The sequence below is a fragment of the Halomonas cerina genome, from assembly GCF_014192215.1.
GTDB lineage: Bacteria > Pseudomonadota > Gammaproteobacteria > Pseudomonadales > Halomonadaceae > Halomonas > Halomonas cerina.
Map to the genome: position 1 here is coordinate 31180 of NZ_JACHXP010000013.1, position 16445 is coordinate 47624.

Sequence of the window (16445 nt, forward strand, 5' to 3'; positions counted from 1 at the left end):
TCAGGCCAGCCGCTCCTCCCGGGGGGGAATCCCGAAGTGGTTACGATAGGCGGTGGAGAAGTGTGCCGCCGAGGAGAAGCCGGTGAGCAGCGCGATCTCCCCCGCCGGCCGGTCACTCTCGCGCAGCAGGCGCCGCGCCCGCTGCAGACGCAGGTCGAGGTAATAGCGACTGGGAACGGCCTGCAGGTACTTCTTGCAGAGGCGCTCGAGTTGGCGTCGGGAGATCCCCAGGTGCGCGGCCAGTTCGTGGGTGGTGAGCGGCTCCTCGATATTCGCCTCCATCAGCGCCACCGCCTCGCGAAGGCTTGGCGGCGCATGACCGAGTCGGGTGCGCAGCGATACCTGCGGGGGCTCGTCGCCCATGCGGATCCGCTCCAGCACGAAGTGCTCGGAGATACGTTCGGCCAGCCCCGTGCCATGCTGGCTGCCGACCAGGGTCATCATCATGTCCATGGCAGCCGTGCCGCCGCCACAGGTCAAGCGGTCACGGTCGATCTCGAACAACTGCCGGGAGAGCCGGACCCGCGGGTAGGCTGCGGCGAAGGCCTCGAAACGCGACCAGGAGAGCGTGGCCCGGTAGCCATCCAGCACCCCCGCCCGAGCCAACACCTCGGGACCGCCACCAATACCCCCGAGCACCACACGGGCGGCGGCCAGCCGGCGTAGCCAATCGAGTAGCGACGCGGGCACGCGGCCGGTCAGTGGCCCCGGAGCACAGATCAGCAGCAGGTCCAGCGTCTCGTCCGTCTCGCCGGCGCAGGCGTGGGGTACCAGGGCCTGTTGCGAGCCGCTGATGACCGGCCGCTCTTCCAGGCCGAAGACGGTCAATCGATAGAGGGGCCGCGCCTGCAGGCGATTGGCGACGGCCAGCGGCTCGGTGGCGCAGGCCTGGGCCAACAGCGAGAAGCCGGGCAACACCACGATCCCCACGTGCCGCATGACCGGCATGGCCGAGGTGGCAAAGGGGGCGTCGGACATTGCGGGCTCTCGTGACGGATCGGCTCTCCATTCTATCCGAAGGCGATCGCCACGACAGCCACGCGCTTTGTCCCCAAGCCGCCTGCCAGGCCAACCGTGGGGCCCTCACGAGCTAGCCGACGATCCCCATCACCAGCAGGGCGATCACCAACACGACCACCGCCGCGATCAGCACAATCAGCAGCCAGGACATGCCCCCGGAGGACTGCCGGGCCTCGGGCTGGTCCTCGTCCGGCTCGGGGTGCTCGTAATCCTCGGGCTTGTGCACGCTCTTGAGGTGCGCGAGTTCCTCTTCCGGGGTCTTGCTTTCCCTGGTATCCATCCAGACCTCCTTGAGCTCAGTAGAGAATCAGGGCAGGGCGCCGGCAAGCCGGGCCCTATACCGTTACGACATCGAACTGCACCACGGGATCCACATCGGCCTCGTAATCGACGTCGTCGCGCTCGAAGCCGAACAGCTTGAGGAACTCGTGCTTGTACCCAGCATAGTCGGTGATCTCGAAGAGGTTGTCGGTAGTCACCTGGGGCCAGAGCTCCTTGCAGGCCTGCTGGACGTCGTCACGCAACTCCCAGTCATCCAGGCGCAGGCGGCCGGCCTCATCGGTTTCGAGCCTGCCACCCTGCCCTTCACCGGCATAGAGGCGCTCGGCGAACAGCCGGTTGAGCTGCTCGATGGTCCCCTCGTGAAGCCCCTTCTCCTTCATCACCCGGTAGACCATGGCGATGTAGAGCGGCATGACCGGGATGGCGGCGCTGGCCTGGGTGACCACCGACTTGAGCACCGCCACGTTGGCGCCGCCGCCCTTCGCGGCCAGACGCCGGTCGATCTCGCCGGCGGCACGGTCCAGGTCTTCCTTGGCCTTGCCCAGCGCCCCGTGCCAGTAGATCGGCCAGGTGATCTCGGTGCCGATGTAGCTGAAGGCGACACTACGGGCGCCGGGGGCGAGCACACCGGCACGGTCCAGAGCATCGATCCACAGCTCCCAGTCCTCACCGCCCATCACCGCCTTGGTGTCCTCGATTTCCTGCTCGGTGGCGGGTTCCACCTCGGCCTCGATGATGGCGTCCTTGTTGGTGTCGATGGCGGTGGCGCGGTAGGGCTCGCCGATCGGCTTGAGGACCGAGCGCTTCACTTCGCCGCTGTCGGGCAGCCGGCGCACCGGCGAGGCCAACGAGTAGACCACCAGATCGACCTGGATCAGGTCCTGCTGAATCAGCTCGATGGCCTTCTCGCGGACCTCGTGAGAAAAGGCATCACCGTTGATCGACCTGCTGTAGAACCCTTCGGCCTTGGCGAACCGATCGAAGGCGGCGCTGTTGTACCAGCCGGCGGTGCCCGGCTTCTTCTCGGTACCCGGCTTCTCGAAGAATACCCCCAGGGTGTCGGCGCCGTAACCGAAGGCGGCGGTGACGCGTGCCGCCAGGCCATAGCCGCTGGAGGCGCCAATCACCAGCACCTTCTTCGGTCCCTTCTCCGTGTCGAACTGACGGGCGCGGGTCGTCTCGATCTGCTCGAGCACGTTCCGCTCGCAGCCGACGGGATGGGTGGTGGTGCAGATGAAACCGCGTACCTTGGGCTTGATGATCACGACAGACCTCTTCATTGGACGGGGCGCGCGTGAGGTGACGCCGCCCGGGATGTACAGGGTTCGGTGGCGACATTCTAGCGGCCCGCGCCCGGACTGTCCGCCCTTGAGCGAGAACGATGGCTGGGGCAGGATGCTCGACACGCCCCCTTGCAGGAGACCCCCATGGACGCGCAGACCCTGGTCGACGAGCGCGGCGAGCTCTGGCTGGCCCTGGCGCCACTGTGGCTGGAACGGGAGCCGCGGGAGACCGACTACGCCCGCATGGTCGAAGTGATCCAGCGCCATGACCTGACGGTCCACGAGCTGGAATGGGTGTTTCGACTGGAGCTGGCCCCGGTGCTGGCCCGCCAGCAGATGTCGGTGGTCGGCGAGTGGCGGGCCTTCGACGACTACAAGCTGATGCGCCAGCTGGTCGCCCACAACCTGCGCCTCACGGGATGGCGACGCAAGAGCTGGGCCCTGTTTTCCGGCCTCACCACCATGATGACGCGTCATCGCTGGCACGAGCTGATGGGACGCGTGCTGGTGGCCCGCGGCGAGACCCTGTGAGGCTCAGGTCTCGTCCAGGGCCTGCTCCAGTGCCTCGCGCAGCGCCGCCTCGCCGTCTCGCGGCGAGAAGCGCCGGATCACCCGGCCGTCGCGTCCTACCAGGAACTTGGTGAAGTTCCACTTGATCATGCCGGTGCCCAGCACGCCGGGGGCCTTGTGTTTGAGCTCCACGAACAGCGGGTGCGCCTGGGGACCATTGACCTTCACCTTCTCCATCAGCGGAAAGGTCACCCCGTACTCCCGGCTGCAGAAGGTACAGAAGTCCCGCGCCGACTCCGGCGACTGACGGGCAAACTGATTGCAGGGAAAGCCCAGCACCATGAAGCCTCGCTCGCGATAGCGACGATAGAGTCGCTCGAGATCACGCAGCTGGGGGGTAAAGCCGCACTGGCTGGCGACGTTGACGATCAGCAGGACCTGGCCGCGCAGGGCGCGGAGATTGAAGGGTTCGCCGCCGTGGGTGCGGCAGTCGTGGTCGTGGATGGTCATGGAACGGACTCGCGGACTTGACCTTCACGATGCCACGCCGCAACGATCAGCGCCAGTCCCTTACCGGCCAACCGGACGACGCGGCAAATGGCGACGGACCTCGCCCACCGAGCGCCGAAGGTGCCGTTGCCGTTCACGGCGCTCTGCGTCTTCGACAGGGGCATAGGCCAGGCGTTCCAGGTCCCGGGCACACGCCTCCAGCGCCTGCCCTGCGCGTCCCGCCTGCGGGACGATGCGCCGAAGGTGGGCAGCGGGCGATTCCCCCGGGCGCGCGCCCAGCCCGCGGCGGGCCAGCCAGGCCTGGAGCTCCCGGATCAGCATTCGCTCGTCACCTCGGACACGCAGGTAACGCCTGCCCCGACGGGCCAGCCGCGTCCCGCCGAGGGCCAGGACCAGCGCCCCGAGCAGCCCGAGGAACGGTGACAGCGCCCCCTGGCCGGGCAGCCGAGCCGCCAGGAGGTCGAGCAGGCCCTCCAGTCGCCGGACCAGCTCGGCCACCAGCGTCCGCCGAGCCTCGTCCTGGTAGCCGACCACGCCGCGCTGCCAACGATACTCCAGCCGCTCCCAGCCCAGCCGCAGCTGATTGGCCCAGCCGAGTTCGCGCCATCGCAGGGGGGAGAAGGGGGCATCGGCCAGGAAGGCCTCGCTGCCGGCGACCGCCTGGGGTCCCTGCTCGATGCGCTCCGGGGCAATCGCCGCGGTGGGATCCAGGCGGCGCCAGGCACCGTGTCGCCAGACCTCGACCCAGGCGTGGGCATCGTAGTCGCGCACGGTGAAGTGACCCTCGGGATGGCGCTCGCCGCCCAGGAAACCGGCCACGACTCGCGCGGGAATGCCCGCCAACCGTGCCAGCATCGCGGTGGCCGAGGCGTAGTGGGTGCAGTAGCCAGCCCGGCTGTCGAAGAGGAAAGCGTCCATGCGATCCGTGCCGGTCAGCCGCGGCGGCGACAGGGTGTAGCGGTACGGCGCCTGCCCGAAACGGGCCAGCACGGCACGCAGGTAGCGTTCCGGGTCGGCCCCGCTCTCGCGCCACAGGCGCCGGGCCAGCGCGCGGGTGCGGGGATTGCCGTCGCGGGGCAGCAGGGTGTGCCAGGTCAGGGGGACGGCACCGGGATACGTCGGCGATATGCCACTGCTGGTCAACACCAGCAGGGCGCGGCTCTCCAGTGGCGCTCGCCCTTCCAGGGTGGCGTCCGACAAGAAGCGCTGGGGCTCATCCACGGTCAACGGCGTTCCCAGGGAGGGCCGCCAGGGCCGACTGTCGGGCTCGAGCAGCAGCTCGGCCTCGAAGCGGGATTGCGCCTCGCCGGCCCAGGGCGAGCGCCGACCCGACCGAGCGACGCGCGCCGGCGGGACGCCAAGGGTGGCGGCCTGCTCCTCGGGGGTGACCCGGGACCAGCGGATGCCATCGAAGTGGGACAGGGTATAGACTCGCCAGTAGCGCTGCGCGGGGGAGGGCACCGGCCCCAGGAAGCGCGCCCGGAAGGCGCGGGCATCGCTGCGCGAGAGCTCGGCGACATCTCCCGGGGCAATCGTGTCGGTCAGGCCAGTGGCGGCACGATCCAACTGCGGCATGGCCCATAGCGGCCCCAGCCGGGGCATCCCCAGAAACAGCAGGGCCATCAGGGGGGCCGAGAGCCCCAGCAACCAGGCCGTCTCGCCCCAGGCCTGGCGGAGGGTGGCGGCCCCCGCGAGCCAGATCAGCGACTGCACCAGCCAGGCCACCGCCACCAATGCGCCCGCCGCCATCAGCAGGCCTTGGTCATGAAGGAAAGCCACCGCCACCGCGACCAGGCCGATCATCACCAGCACCCGGGCATCTCGGCGATCGTGGGTTTCCAGCAGCTTGAGCAGGTAGACCCCGAGCAGCAGGCCGATCAGGCCTTCCATGCTGCCCAGGGTCCCGTACTGTGCCCTTAACCCCACCACCAGGCCGCCGACCGCCGCCAGTCGCAACAGCAGGCTCGCCCGGGGCAGGTGGCGACGCCGCTGCACGACCCGATAGCCGGCCACGCCCAAGGCTAGCCCCGCCAGCCAGGCCGGCAGGTACGCCAGGTGGAGGGCCAGCACCAGGCACTGGCCAATGAACAGGCGTCGCAGCATGGCCCCGTCGAGCCGGCGATTGTCGGTCAGCACGGTGGAGCAAGTGCCGCTGTGACGCCTCATGGTCCGCCCCCTTCGGGAGGCACCGCCTCGAAGCGCGCCAGGGCATCCAGCGCCGCCCGCCGGTGGGCCGCGCCCACCCCCGGCGCCAAGACTACGCCGGGCAGACGCAGGCCGAAGCGCTCCCCCGCCCGATGCAGGGCCAGCACGCGACCACACAGCCGCGACAGTCGCTGCTCGGGGTCACCGACGTCGGCATCGTAGTCCAGCCACAGCGCCCCACGCGGCGGGGCGTCGAATACCTTGGTGGTGAGCACCCCCGTGCGGCTCCACGACTTCCAGGCCAGTCGCGTCGGACGGTCGCCCGGCATGAAGGGACGCAGGCCGGCGAAGTCGCGGGGCTCGAGCCCCGGGGTGTGGCCATGCCGTGACGGCGCGTCCTCCTCCAGGGGCCGGGGCCACACCAGCCACCCCGTGTCGGGCTCGATCCAGGCCACCACGCGGACCAGCCCCAGCGGCCAGGTGGAGTCGAGACGCAGACGTGGTGCCGTCATCCAACCACGGCGGGGTGTCGGCAGGGCCAGTTCGACCTCGCCGCGTCCGCCGCGGACGTCCACCCGGGCGACGCTATCGGCCGCCTGCAGCATCAGAGCCGAGCGATCGCGGCGGGCCTCAAGGATCACCCCCAGGCGGGCTCGCCCGCCGGCGAACACCTCCCGGGGCAGGCGCAACCGTAGGCGCAGCCCGAGCAGGTTGCGCCAGGCACGCAACAGCCCTACCACCCCCACGGCGAACAGCCAGAAGGCCAAGCCATGGGCCAAACTGTTTTGATAGTTGGTGCCGACTAGCAGCAGCAAGAACACCAGGACCACCCACCCCATCCCGAACCGGGTGGGCAGCAGGAACAGTCGGCGCTGGCGTAGCGGCGCCTCCAGCGGGGAGACTCGCCGCCGACGCCAGCGCTCGGCCAGCCGATCCCGCCAACCATGACCGGCGACGGGGCTCACGGCATCACCGGGACCCGAGTGAGCAGGTCCCGTGCCATCGCCTCCCCCTCCTCGCGACGTTCATGACCGAGCCGGTGGCCGACCACCGGCACCCAGACCGCCTGCACGTCCTCGGGCAGCACATGATCCCGCCCCTCCAGCAGCGCCCAGCCCCGGGCCGCCCGCAGCAGTGCCAGCGCCCCCCGGGGCGAGAGGCCCCAGGCCAGGTCAGGATGTTCGCGGCTGGCGGCGGCCAGCGTCTGCACATAGTCGAGCAGCGCCTCGGCGACATGCAGCCGCTCCAGCCGGGCCTGCCAGGCACGCAGGGTGGCGGCATCCAGCAGGACCGGCAAAGCCTCGAGGGTCACGCGACCGGCCCGGCCGCGCAGGATCTCACGCTCGGCGGCCGGATCGGGATAGCCCAGCGAGAGCCGCATCAAGAAGCGGTCGAGCTGTGACTCCGGCAGGGGAAAGGTCCCGGCCTGCTCCCGGGGGTTCTGGGTGGCGATGACGAAGAAGGGATCCGGCAGCGGACGGGTCTCCCCTTCCACGCTGACCCGCCCTTCCTCCATGGCCTCGAGCAGCGCGCTTTGCGTCCGGGGCGTGGCCCGATTGATCTCGTCGGCCAGCACCAGGCCATGGAAGATCGGGCCGGGCTGGAAGCGGAAGCTCGCTGCGCGGGGATCGAAGATCGACACCCCCAGCACGTCGGCGGGCAGCAGGTCGCTGGTGAACTGCAGGCGCTGCATGTCAAGCCCGGTGACCCGCGCCAGGGCCTGGGCCAGGGTGGTCTTGCCGAGCCCCGGCAGGTCCTCGATCAGCAGGTGACCCCGCGCCAGCAGGCAACACAGGGCCAGACGGACCTCACGGGACTTGCCGAGTACCACCCCCTCCAGGGCGGTGAGCACCGTCTCCAGGTCACTGAGGCGCGCCGGATGGTTCATGCCCGGGCCTCGAGCCGGCCGGCCTCGAGCAGCATCTCCACCGCCTGGCGCGTGTCCGGCGTGACCCCGTCCAGGGCCAGGGCCTCGCTTGGCGCCCGCCAGAAGGCCTCGGCGACCTCCTCGGCCTGCAGCCGCAGGGGACCGTCATGGTCGACCAGGAAGGCGCTGCCGAAGATGTGGTGACCGCCTTGGGCGTGGACGAACTCCAGCACATGGCGCAGCGGCACGCCGGTGATGCCGAGCTCCTCGCCCAGTTCGCGGCGGGCCGCCACATGCACGGCCTCGCCGGCGCCCACCACGCCACCGGCCGCCAGGTCCAGCCCCCCCGGGAAGACCTCCTTGGTCAGGGTGCGGCGCTGCACGCAGAGCTCACCGGCGGCGTTGCGCACGACGATATAGGTGGCCCGATGCCAGAAGCGAAAGCGCCGCATGGCCACCCGGGGAGCGCTGCCGCAGGGGCGGTTGCGGGCATCCACCACCTGGATACGCTCATCGGCGATCACGGGGGTCGGTGCCGCCTCGGCGGCGGGCGTCTCGGGGGTCATGGCGATCTCCAGGAAATGGCACCAGCCTACCCAGTGACGGCCGGGGCGTCACGTCCGGGCGTTGACCCGCCCAACACCGGCGACCATGCTCAGAGGAGGCAGGCCACCCGGAGGTCCCATGAGCGATCACGCCCCCCGCCACTGCCTGGCCACCCATGAGGTGACCAACCAGCCCGACGCGCCCGGCGAACGCGACCTGCTCGAGGACGACCTTCCGCTGCGGGAGGCCCTGGCCCGGGAGGCGCCGGAGTGGGTCGCCCGCCGGCTCGCTCCGCTGGGCCGAGAGGTGGGCAGCGAGCGGGTACAGGCTCTGGGCGAAGCCGCCAACCGCTATCCGCCGGAGCTGCGCCTGTTCGACCGCCACGGCCGACGCCTGGACGAGGTGTGCTACCACCCCGCCTACCACGAGCTGATGCACCTGGCCATCGACCATGGCTGGCACGCCGTGGCCTGGCAGGAGGAGGGGCGCGGCGGCCACCAGGCGCATGTGGCCGCCCTCTACCTGCTGACCCAGTCGGAGCCCGGCGTCTGCTGCCCGATCACCATGACCCATGCGGCCATGCCGGTGCTGCGCCAGTCGCCGTCCCTGGCCTCCCGCTGGGGACCGGGACTGCTGGCCTGGGACTATGACCGCCGGGTGATCCCCCCGACCGACAAGACCGGCCTCACCTTCGGCATGGCGATGACCGAGAAGCAGGGCGGCAGCGACGTGCGCCGCAACACCACCCAGGCCGAGGCCGTCCAGGACGGCTGGCGACTGATCGGCCACAAGTGGTTCTGCAGCGCCCCCATGTCGGATGCCTTCCTGACCCTGGCCCGCACCGACGCGGGGCTCACCTGTTTCCTGGTGCCCCGCTTCACTCCGGACGGCGAGCGCAATGCCATCGAACTGCAGCGGCTCAAGGAGAAATGCGGCAACCGCGCCAACGCCTCGGCGGAGATCGAGTACCGCCACGCCTGGGCCGAGCCGGTGGGCGAGCCGGGGCGCGGCATCGCCACCATCCTGGCCATGGTGCAGCAGACCCGGCTGGACGCCGCCACCGCCCCGGTGGGCATGATGCGCCAGGCACTGGCCGAGGCCTGGCAGCATGTGCGCAGTCGACACGCCTTCGGCCGCGCCCTGGCCGAGCAGCCGCTGATGCGCGTGCTGCTCGCCGACATGGCGCTGGAGGTGGAGGCCGGGGTGGCGCTGACGCTGCGCACCGCCCGGGCCTTCGATGGTGCCGCCCGCGGTGAGCCCGGTGAGCGGGCCCTGGCCAGGTTGCTGCCGGCGCTGGCCAAGTACTGGCACAACAAGCGTGGCCCGGGCTTCATGGCCGAGGCCATGGAGTGCCTCGGGGGAATCGGCTACGTGGAGGAAGCTCCGCTGGCTCGCCTCTACCGGGAGGCCCCCGTCAATTCGATCTGGGAGGGGTCGGGCAACGTGATCTGTCTCGATGTGCTGCGGGTGCTGTCGCACCACCCCGAAGCGCTGGAGGCCGTGCGCCAGGAGCTTGCCGTGGCACAGGGCGCCTCCGCGGCGCTGGATCATGCCGTGAGCGCGCTGGAACGCCAGCTGCTGGCACCCCCGGAGACCCTCGAGCTCCGGGCACGCTGGCTGACCCAGCGGCTGGCCCAGTGCCTCCAGGGGGCCCTGCTGCTGCGACACGCCCCGACAGCGGTGGCCGAGACCTTCTGTCGTTCACGGCTCGGTGACGAGACGAGCCCGGTCTACGGCGTGCTGCCCGGCGACGCGCCGCTGGCCGCGCTGCTGGCGCGCATCGGCGACTGACGGCCAGCCAGATCAGGAATCGCCGCCGCCACCACGGGCCGCGCCAGGCCGAAGCCCTGCACGTGAGTGCACCCGAAGTGCGCCAGGGGCGCCAGCACGTCAAGGGCCTCGACTCCCTCGGCCACCACCCGGATACCGAGTCGCCGGCCGAGCAGGGCCACCGCCTCGACGATGGCGGCATCCTGAGCGTCCTCGTGCAGCCGGCTGACGAAGCTGCGGTCCACCTTGAGTTCACTGATCGGCAGCAGCTGCAATCGGGCCAGCGAGGAGAAGCCCACGCCGAAGTCATCCACCGATACTTCGAGACCATTGAGGTGCAGCCGGGCCGCCACCTCGCCGCCCAGCAGCTCATCCTGCATCGAGGCCGTCTCGGTGATCTCCAGCACCACGGGCATATCGCCGATGCGATCACGTCCCTCGCGGATCATCGCCAGCAGGTCGGGACACATCAGGTCGTCGGGCGTGACGTTTACGGACAATGAGAGCCTGAGGCCGGCCTGGTACCAGCCGGCGGCATCCGCCATGGCCAGCTGCAGCACGCGGCGGGTCAGGGTGCGGCCCTGCTCGGCCGTCAGCAGCGGCAGGAAAGCCCCAGGCTCCAGCAGGCCCATCGCCGGGTGCGCCCAGCGCACCAGGGCCTCGACGCCGCTGAGGCGACCGGTGGCGATCTCGAACTGGGGCTGGTAGTGAAGGATGAGCTCCCGGCGCGCGAGGGCACCATCGAGCTCCTCGCTGCGCCAGGGCATCGGGCGCTCCCCAGGCGGCGGCGCAGACGACCGGGCCAGAGCATCGAGCTGGCGGCGCAGCTCCTCCAGGCGCAGCGGCTTATCCAGCGCGGCCAGCATCTCCAATCCCAGGCGCCGGCCCAGCCGCTCGGCGATTCGGGTGATCTTGCGCTCCACTCCGCTGAGCAGCAGCACCCGGCCGCGGTAATGGCACCCGGCTAGGCAGCGAAGCATGGCGATACCGTCCTGACCACCGACCTCCAGGCCCACAATCACCAGTCGCGGTCGACGCGTCCGCACCGCATCCACCAGCTGAGCGGCATGGCGACAGTGGTGCATCTCCATACCGAGAAGATGTAGCTGCAATGACAGGGTAGCGGCCGCCTCGGGGTCTTCCTCGACGACCACTGACACAGGGCGATCCTGCATTGATCGGTCATTCATGCGCAGCCGCTCATCCGCAAGCACCTCAGGCCGGGCGGGGTCCTGAGCGTAGCACCTTCGCCGGGAGTGCGCAGGCCGTCGGCGGCCCTTCTCCTGGCGTCCCGGTCGCCCCTATGCCAGCGGACCAGCCGCGACCCGCAGTGCCAGGGCCAGCAACAGCACGCCGGTGGCCCGGTTGATCCAGTGGGCTCGGGCACGCAGCCAGGGCAGCACCCGCGAATGCGAGAGGCTGACGGCCACCAGCACATACCAGCCGCCATCGATGATCATCGCCGTGAGCACGATGAGCGCCCGGGCCCCGAGGCTCATCTCGGGGGTCACGAACTGGCTGAGCAGGGCGATGAAGAACAGGATCAGCTTGGGATTGCCGAGCGCCACCAGCATGCCCTCACGGGCTGCCTGGCCAGGGGTGGTGGTAACGGTCGCGGCATTCAGCGCTCCCACCCGTCCAGCCCGCAGTGCCTGGAGCCCCAGCCAGGCCAGGTAGGCGGCTCCGGCCCAGGTGATCGCCTGGAACAGCATTGGAAAGCGCACGATCAGCGCGCCCAGCCCCCAGACCGTCAACAGGGCGTAGAGCCCTACGCCGAGTGCGTGTGACAGGCCGGCCACCACACCGGGCGCACGGCCACCGCCCAGGGTATGGCGCAACACCAGGGCCAGACTGGGCCCCGGCGACATGGCGCCCAGGGTGCAGACCGCGGCCAGCGACAGCCACAGCGAGATCGGCATGGGTGCTCCTCCGGTATCAGGACCTCAACGATGGAACTGGCCTTCCCGCTCGGGCTGCCAGAGCAGGGCATCGAGGCGCAGCCGCGTCTTGCCGCCGCCTGGCAGGGGCCAATCGATGGTGTCGCCGATGCGCAGGCCGAGCAACGCCGCCCCCACCGGCGCCATCACCGAGATGGCGTCTTCCGTGGAGGCCAAGGCATGCGGGTAGACGAGGGTGCGAGTGATCTGGCGGCCACGCCCCAGATCGGTAAACTGCACTCGGCTGTTCATGCTGACCACGTCCTCGGGCATCTCTTCCGGATCGAGCACTTCGCCACGCTCCAGCTCCGCCTCGAGCGCCTCGGCCACTGCTAGATCCTGGTCGTCGGCGGCATCGATGAGCCGCTGCAGGCGCTCGGCATCGAGCCGATTGATGATAAGGGGGGGACGCATCGTCATGGGACCTCCTGGGCCGTCAGCGCCGACGGGGCGTAGGGCGCGCAAATCAACGACAGCCGTCCTTCGCCCGCTGGCGGACGAAGGACGGCATGAACTTTATTTAACGTTACGCCATCCGCCGGAAAGTGGACAGCCCCGGATGGCTGCAGTGTCGGCAGGCGCCGGTCTACACTGGTCGCCACACCTTGACCCGGAGCTTCCATGACCACCCGGACCCTCGCCCTGGCCCTGTTGCTGCTCGGCCTTTTGCTGCTGATCGTCGGCTGGGTGACCACCCATCCTGTCGGCTTCGTGGGGCCGGCCCTGCTGCTGCTCGGCGGCGTGCTGATCGGGACGCGAGGTCGTCATGGCCGATAAGACCACTGAAGCGCCGAATTCATCTGGCCCGGCCAGCCTGGAAGAGCTGCTGGACCGCGTCGAAAGGGCCGGACGCCACACGCAGACCGTGAGCCTGGCCGCGATCCTCGACAGCATGGGTCGTCGCTCCTATGCCCCTTTCCTGCTGGTGGCCGGGCTGATCACCCTGACCCCCCTGCTCGGCGATATTCCCGGCGTTCCCACGCTCATGGCCTGCCTAGTGCTGCTCTCGGCCGGCCAACTACTGGCCGGGCGGAAACATATCTGGCTGCCAGGCTGGCTGCTGCGACGCCGGATCTCGCGCGAGCGCTTCACCCGCGTCCTGCGCTGGTTACGACGGCCGGCCTGCTGGGTTGACCGCCTGCTCAAGCAACGGCTCACCTGGCTCACCCGACCGCCGGCCCATGTGCCGGTGGCGCTGACCTGCCTGCTGATCGCCCTGGCGATGCCGCCCATGGAGGTGGTGCCCTTCTCCGCCAACGGTGCGGGCCTTGTCCTGACCCTCTTCGGCCTGGCGCTGCTCGCCCGGGACGGGCTGATGGCTCTGCTGGGTTATGTCCTGACCGGGATCACGCTCGCCGCGGTGATCGCCGGCCTGATGTGACAATTTCCTGACGGCAGTGAGCGAGTGCAGGAAAGAGAATCCACGCTACCCTTTGCAGGAGAGTATTCCGGAGGGCCGCAATGATGTCCAAGTACCTGGTTGTCACCGACGACGAGACGACACCAAGAGCCATCGGCGAAGCACTGGAAGTCGCCAACATTAAAGGCCAGGCCCAGACAATGGATCTGGAGCGCCTCGCCCAACTGGCGGCAGCGTTAATCGCGGAATACCCTCCCGGCGAGCAGGCGCCGGCACGTGCGCGGCTTCATCACATGATCGATGAGCATACGAGCCCGCGTGGATGATCTCCCTCCGCGGCGATTGCGCTTGGCGCTGCGGGCCGAGGATGTTGCGCAAGGATTTCAAGACGAAGGCCATGACTCGCGGTTGAGCCATGGACGAGAAATGTTACCGCTTCATATCCCGGTATTCTTGCCTCGGCGGGGAGTGGCCATTTCAGGAGACGCCAGCGCAGCACTCGCCTCGGGCGAGTGCTGCGCGTCTGCTGGTCCTGCATTTACCGGGCAGCCACGGGCGAGAGTTCAGTGTCAACGCCACCAGGGATCGGTCAGCAAGGGCTTTGTCGGTGCCGCTGATGTCGCCGGAGCCTGAATGGATGCCGTCTGTTTTTCATGAAGACGTTTCATGCGCTCTTCCAGATACACCGAATCTTCCGCCATGACGGGGGGCATGGCGAGTAGTGCGATGATCAGAGCCGAACCGCATACCGTGAGTTTCATGGGGTTTGCCTCGTTGGGGTATCGAGGAAGCACGTCGATCGGCAGCAGGTCCCTGATTCCGAATGACGTCCCGATACCGGGATGAGCCATCCGGCGCTATAACCCGCAGGAACACGGCAACATGTCATCGTTTGTGAGCTTGATGGTGCCTCGAGACGACAGTCAAGGGCCCGGAGGCTCCAATCCCTGAGACGGTGCTGCACGTTGCGGGTATCGCCGTACCATCAGCCTTGGGCATCTCGATGTAGAGCAACGTAGTCGCATACGCACGACAAGCCTGACCGCAGGGGCAAGTTCGATGTCGGTGCGCTGGGTCTCATGATCGCCGTCAGGGAGCGTCTGGCTTAGGCTAATTTATTGTAGTTCACGGTGGGCGAAGACGGATCGCCGCAGAAAGTGACTTTTCTGCAAGAGGAACATGAACCAGGTGCAGGGAAGGAACTGGCGTGTCGGCACAATCGCTCGTAAGCGACTGTCTGATCCTATCCAGCAATTATGGACACCGATTTACGCGATCATTCGGGCTTCGAAAGCCTCTGGGCTAATCATCCCAACCGCACTTGACGCCTCACCATGCATGACTATACCCACTAATGATTACCCTGGCGAATTACCTGTAAACCAGACCACTTGAGCCTAACACAGGCAACCAAAGGCAGGTGACGACATGGAAGACACACAAGCGCCCCAGGTCCCGGCTAACGTGCCCCTCATGACCATCGAGCGTTTCGCCGAGCTCTCCGGCCTCGAACAAGGGGTGGTCTACGGCCACATCCGCAACGGCCACCTGCCCGCCGTGAAGGTCGGCAAATACCGCATGTTCAATATCGCCCTGCTGCAACGGCAGTGCCTTCATCAGGGGGACTGGGCAAAATCAGACCGTGAAACCGGCTATATCAGCTGCGATCCGCGCACCGACACCATGACCGTTCTTTTCCGTCAAGGTTGCCAGTGCGGCCTTTGCGCACGGTCTCCCTTCCCGAGAGGCCACCCTACCGCTCACGGGATAGCTCCAGCCCTTGCCACGCCGCCGCGGTACAGGCAGAATACCGGGCGCTGCTGGAGCGTGCGCCAGTGATGGAATCGGTAGACATGAGGGATTCAAAATCCCTTGCCTTCGGGCGTGTGAGTTCGAGTCTCACCTGGCGCACCAACCCGCCACCTGCAGCAACGCCTGCCCCACGGCCTCACTCTTCGCGGTAGCGGCTGGCCACAGGTGCAAGGCAGCCACCCCGTCTGCTTCGCTCTTCAGCTCAACTGGCTCGTGGCATCTCGTTCGATCGCCTTCCCGCCTGACGAAAGCGCCTGGTGATGGGAGCCACCCATCGCTGACTTTGAGCGTTCGAGACGCTATCCTACAGGCCATTTTTTGACCGAACCGGATCCCATGCAGCGCGCCGATTTCCACTACGAGCTCCCCGAGGCGCTGATCGCCCGCTACCCCTCCGAACAACGCAGCGACTGCCGCCTGCTGTGCGTCGACGGCGAGAGCGGCCGGCTTGCGCACCGCCGCTTCCCCGACCTGCTCGAGATGCTCACGCCGGGCGATCTGCTGGTGTTCAACGACACCCGGGTGATCCCCGCCCGCCTGCATGGCCACAAGGCCAGCGGCGGGCGCGTGGAGATGCTGCTGGAGCGTCCCCTGGATGCCCATCGCGGCCTGGCCCACCTGCGTGCCAGCAAGTCGCCCCGGCCCGGCACCGAGCTCGTCTTCGAGGGCGGCATCCGCGCCGTGGTCGAGGGTCGGCGCGAGGCACTGTTCGAGCTGCGCTTCCTCGGCGAGACGCCGCTGATCGCGCTGCTCGAGGAGCACGGCCATATGCCGCTGCCGCCCTATATCACCCGGGAGGATGAGCTGGCCGACCGCGAACGCTACCAGACCGTCTATGCCCGCCGCGACGGCGCCGTGGCCGCGCCCACCGCTGGGCTGCACTTCGACGAGCCATTGCTCGGGCGGCTTGCCGAGAAGGGCGTGGAGAGCGCCTTCGTCACCCTGCACGTGGGCGCCGGCACCTTCCAGCCGGTGCGCGCCGACGACATTCGCGAGCATCAGATGCACAGTGAATGGATCGAGGTCTCCGAGGCGGCCTGCGACCAGGTACGCGCGGCCCGGGCCCGGGGCAACAAGGTGATCGCCGTGGGCACCACCAGCGTGCGCTGCCTGGAGTCGGCGTGCCTTAACAGCACCGACGGCACGATCGCGCCCTACCGCGGCGAGACCGATATCTTCATCTACCCGGGCTATGAATGGCGCGTCGTCGATGCGCTGGTCACCAACTTCCACCTCCCGGAATCGACCCTGCTGATGCTGGTGGCGTCCTTCGCAGGCTTCGAGGCGGTGATGGCCGCCTACCGGGAGGCGGTCTGCGAGGGCTATGCGTTCTTTAGCTACGGCGACGCTATGTTCCTGACCCGAGCCCGCTGACCGATGTTTTCGAGATCTCCGATGCGAAA

19 protein-coding genes and 1 tRNA gene are annotated in these 16445 nt (G+C 68.5%); 8 read left to right on the forward strand and 12 right to left on the reverse strand.

Annotated features, from left to right (window positions below):
- The 3 genes from FHR94_RS13050 to fabV all read right to left on the reverse strand — a co-directional run bounded on the left by FHR94_RS13050 (position 1) and on the right by fabV (position 2567).
- Positions 1-978, reverse strand: a complete 978-nt coding sequence (locus FHR94_RS13050; RefSeq protein WP_183326162.1) for a GlxA family transcriptional regulator — start codon at positions 976-978, stop codon at positions 1-3.
- Positions 979-1090: 112 nt separating this feature from the next.
- Complete coding sequence (locus FHR94_RS13055; protein ID WP_183326163.1) at positions 1091-1300, reverse strand: hypothetical protein; 210 nt, start codon at positions 1298-1300, stop codon at positions 1091-1093.
- A gap of 55 nt (positions 1301-1355) precedes the next feature.
- Positions 1356-2567, reverse strand: coding sequence for an enoyl-ACP reductase FabV (gene fabV / locus FHR94_RS13060; RefSeq protein ID WP_183326164.1), 1212 nt, complete (start codon positions 2565-2567; stop codon positions 1356-1358).
- 162 nt (positions 2568-2729) lie between these two features.
- Between fabV and FHR94_RS13065 the strand changes: the two genes are divergently transcribed.
- Positions 2730-3116, forward strand: coding sequence for a DUF7079 family protein (locus tag FHR94_RS13065; RefSeq protein ID WP_183326165.1), 387 nt, complete (start codon positions 2730-2732; stop codon positions 3114-3116).
- Between the two features lie 3 nt (positions 3117-3119).
- Here the strand turns inward: FHR94_RS13065 and FHR94_RS13070 are convergent, their stop codons facing one another.
- From FHR94_RS13070 to FHR94_RS13090, 5 genes are read right to left on the reverse strand one after another with little or no spacing between them, the layout of a single operon-like run.
- Complete coding sequence (locus tag FHR94_RS13070) at positions 3120-3605, reverse strand: glutathione peroxidase (RefSeq protein ID WP_183326166.1); 486 nt, start codon at positions 3603-3605, stop codon at positions 3120-3122.
- Between the two features lie 60 nt (positions 3606-3665).
- Positions 3666-5771: a transglutaminase TgpA family protein gene (locus FHR94_RS13075; RefSeq protein WP_183326167.1), complete on the reverse strand. Its 2106-nt coding sequence runs from the start codon at positions 5769-5771 to the stop codon at positions 3666-3668.
- Entirely contained in the window at positions 5768-6715 is a 948-nt protein-coding gene (locus FHR94_RS19980) for a DUF58 domain-containing protein (protein ID WP_183326168.1), read from the reverse strand. Before FHR94_RS19980 ends, FHR94_RS13075 begins: the two co-directional genes overlap by 4 nt.
- The gene (locus FHR94_RS13085; protein WP_183326169.1) at positions 6712-7638 is read right to left on the reverse strand and encodes an AAA family ATPase; all 927 of its coding nucleotides are present in this window, start codon (positions 7636-7638) and stop codon (positions 6712-6714) included. Before FHR94_RS13085 ends, FHR94_RS19980 begins: the two co-directional genes overlap by 4 nt.
- The gene (locus tag FHR94_RS13090; RefSeq protein WP_183326170.1) at positions 7635-8183 is read right to left on the reverse strand and encodes an NUDIX hydrolase; all 549 of its coding nucleotides are present in this window, start codon (positions 8181-8183) and stop codon (positions 7635-7637) included. Before FHR94_RS13090 ends, FHR94_RS13085 begins: the two co-directional genes overlap by 4 nt.
- A 118-nt stretch (positions 8184-8301) precedes the next feature.
- On the opposite strand from FHR94_RS13090, the gene FHR94_RS13095 reads away from it, so the two are divergent.
- Complete coding sequence (locus tag FHR94_RS13095; protein ID WP_183326171.1) at positions 8302-9954, forward strand: acyl-CoA dehydrogenase family protein; 1653 nt, start codon at positions 8302-8304, stop codon at positions 9952-9954.
- Here FHR94_RS13095 and FHR94_RS13100 read toward each other — a convergent pair.
- The 3 genes from FHR94_RS13100 to rnk form a co-directional block, all read right to left on the reverse strand.
- A complete protein-coding gene (locus FHR94_RS13100) occupies positions 9894-11093 on the reverse strand; it encodes an EAL domain-containing protein (RefSeq protein ID WP_183326172.1) in 1200 nt (399 codons plus the stop codon). The genes FHR94_RS13095 and FHR94_RS13100 overlap by 61 nt on opposite strands.
- A gap of 141 nt (positions 11094-11234) precedes the next feature.
- A complete protein-coding gene (locus FHR94_RS13105; RefSeq protein ID WP_183326173.1) occupies positions 11235-11852 on the reverse strand; it encodes a LysE family translocator in 618 nt (205 codons plus the stop codon).
- Between the two features lie 24 nt (positions 11853-11876).
- Positions 11877-12290 (reverse strand): nucleoside diphosphate kinase regulator, encoded by a 414-nt coding sequence (gene rnk, locus FHR94_RS13110; protein ID WP_183326174.1) that lies wholly within the window; start codon positions 12288-12290, stop codon positions 11877-11879.
- A gap of 201 nt (positions 12291-12491) precedes the next feature.
- On the opposite strand from rnk, the gene FHR94_RS13115 reads away from it, so the two are divergent.
- The 3 genes from FHR94_RS13115 to FHR94_RS13125 all read left to right on the forward strand — a co-directional run bounded on the left by FHR94_RS13115 (position 12492) and on the right by FHR94_RS13125 (position 13556).
- The gene (locus FHR94_RS13115; protein WP_183326175.1) at positions 12492-12647 is read left to right on the forward strand and encodes a hypothetical protein; all 156 of its coding nucleotides are present in this window, start codon (positions 12492-12494) and stop codon (positions 12645-12647) included.
- The gene (locus FHR94_RS13120; protein WP_183326176.1) at positions 12637-13251 is read left to right on the forward strand and encodes an exopolysaccharide biosynthesis protein; all 615 of its coding nucleotides are present in this window, start codon (positions 12637-12639) and stop codon (positions 13249-13251) included. The genes FHR94_RS13115 and FHR94_RS13120 overlap by 11 nt, the downstream gene beginning before the upstream one ends.
- Before the next feature lie 80 nt (positions 13252-13331).
- On the forward strand, positions 13332-13556 hold the full coding sequence (locus FHR94_RS13125) for a hypothetical protein (RefSeq protein WP_183326177.1): 225 nt from the start codon (positions 13332-13334) through the stop codon (positions 13554-13556).
- 243 nt (positions 13557-13799) lie between these two features.
- Here FHR94_RS13125 and FHR94_RS13130 read toward each other — a convergent pair whose 3' ends face one another.
- On the reverse strand, positions 13800-13991 hold the full coding sequence (locus FHR94_RS13130; protein WP_183326178.1) for a hypothetical protein: 192 nt from the start codon (positions 13989-13991) through the stop codon (positions 13800-13802).
- A 712-nt stretch (positions 13992-14703) separates the two neighbouring features.
- On the opposite strand from FHR94_RS13130, the gene FHR94_RS13135 reads away from it, so the two are divergent.
- The 3 genes from FHR94_RS13135 to queA all read left to right on the forward strand — a co-directional run bounded on the left by FHR94_RS13135 (position 14704) and on the right by queA (position 16416).
- Complete coding sequence (locus FHR94_RS13135) at positions 14704-15069, forward strand: helix-turn-helix domain-containing protein (protein ID WP_183326179.1); 366 nt, start codon at positions 14704-14706, stop codon at positions 15067-15069.
- A tRNA-Leu gene (locus FHR94_RS13140) sits at positions 15060-15144 on the forward strand. Before FHR94_RS13135 ends, FHR94_RS13140 begins: the two co-directional genes overlap by 10 nt.
- 234 nt (positions 15145-15378) lie before the next feature.
- The gene (gene queA / locus FHR94_RS13145) at positions 15379-16416 is read left to right on the forward strand and encodes a tRNA preQ1(34) S-adenosylmethionine ribosyltransferase-isomerase QueA (RefSeq protein WP_183326180.1); all 1038 of its coding nucleotides are present in this window, start codon (positions 15379-15381) and stop codon (positions 16414-16416) included.
- Positions 16417-16445 lie beyond the last annotated feature (29 nt).

Excerpts from the sequence above, each read along its gene's own strand:
- FHR94_RS13050 (WP_183326162.1), bottom strand. The coding sequence starts at position 978 with ATGTCCGACGCCCCCTTTGCCACCTCGGCCATGCCGGTCATGCGGCAC.
- FHR94_RS13055 (WP_183326163.1), bottom strand. The coding sequence starts at position 1,300 with ATGGATACCAGGGAAAGCAAGACCCCGGAAGAGGAACTCGCGCACCTC.
- FHR94_RS13065 (WP_183326165.1), top strand. The coding sequence starts at position 2,730 with ATGGACGCGCAGACCCTGGTCGACGAGCGCGGCGAGCTCTGGCTGGCC.
- FHR94_RS13070 (WP_183326166.1), bottom strand. The coding sequence starts at position 3,605 with ATGACCATCCACGACCACGACTGCCGCACCCACGGCGGCGAACCCTTC.
- FHR94_RS13075 (WP_183326167.1), bottom strand. The coding sequence starts at position 5,771 with ATGAGGCGTCACAGCGGCACTTGCTCCACCGTGCTGACCGACAATCGC.
- FHR94_RS13085 (WP_183326169.1), bottom strand. The coding sequence starts at position 7,638 with ATGAACCATCCGGCGCGCCTCAGTGACCTGGAGACGGTGCTCACCGCC.
- FHR94_RS13090 (WP_183326170.1), bottom strand. The coding sequence starts at position 8,183 with ATGACCCCCGAGACGCCCGCCGCCGAGGCGGCACCGACCCCCGTGATC.
- FHR94_RS13095 (WP_183326171.1), top strand. The coding sequence starts at position 8,302 with ATGAGCGATCACGCCCCCCGCCACTGCCTGGCCACCCATGAGGTGACC.
- FHR94_RS13105 (WP_183326173.1), bottom strand. The coding sequence starts at position 11,852 with ATGCCGATCTCGCTGTGGCTGTCGCTGGCCGCGGTCTGCACCCTGGGC.
- rnk (WP_183326174.1), bottom strand. The coding sequence starts at position 12,290 with ATGACGATGCGTCCCCCCCTTATCATCAATCGGCTCGATGCCGAGCGC.
- FHR94_RS13115 (WP_183326175.1), top strand. The coding sequence starts at position 12,492 with ATGACCACCCGGACCCTCGCCCTGGCCCTGTTGCTGCTCGGCCTTTTG.
- FHR94_RS13120 (WP_183326176.1), top strand. The coding sequence starts at position 12,637 with ATGGCCGATAAGACCACTGAAGCGCCGAATTCATCTGGCCCGGCCAGC.
- FHR94_RS13125 (WP_183326177.1), top strand. The coding sequence starts at position 13,332 with ATGATGTCCAAGTACCTGGTTGTCACCGACGACGAGACGACACCAAGA.
- FHR94_RS13130 (WP_183326178.1), bottom strand. The coding sequence starts at position 13,991 with ATGAAACTCACGGTATGCGGTTCGGCTCTGATCATCGCACTACTCGCC.
- FHR94_RS13135 (WP_183326179.1), top strand. The coding sequence starts at position 14,704 with ATGACCATCGAGCGTTTCGCCGAGCTCTCCGGCCTCGAACAAGGGGTG.
- queA (WP_183326180.1), top strand. The coding sequence starts at position 15,379 with ATGCAGCGCGCCGATTTCCACTACGAGCTCCCCGAGGCGCTGATCGCC.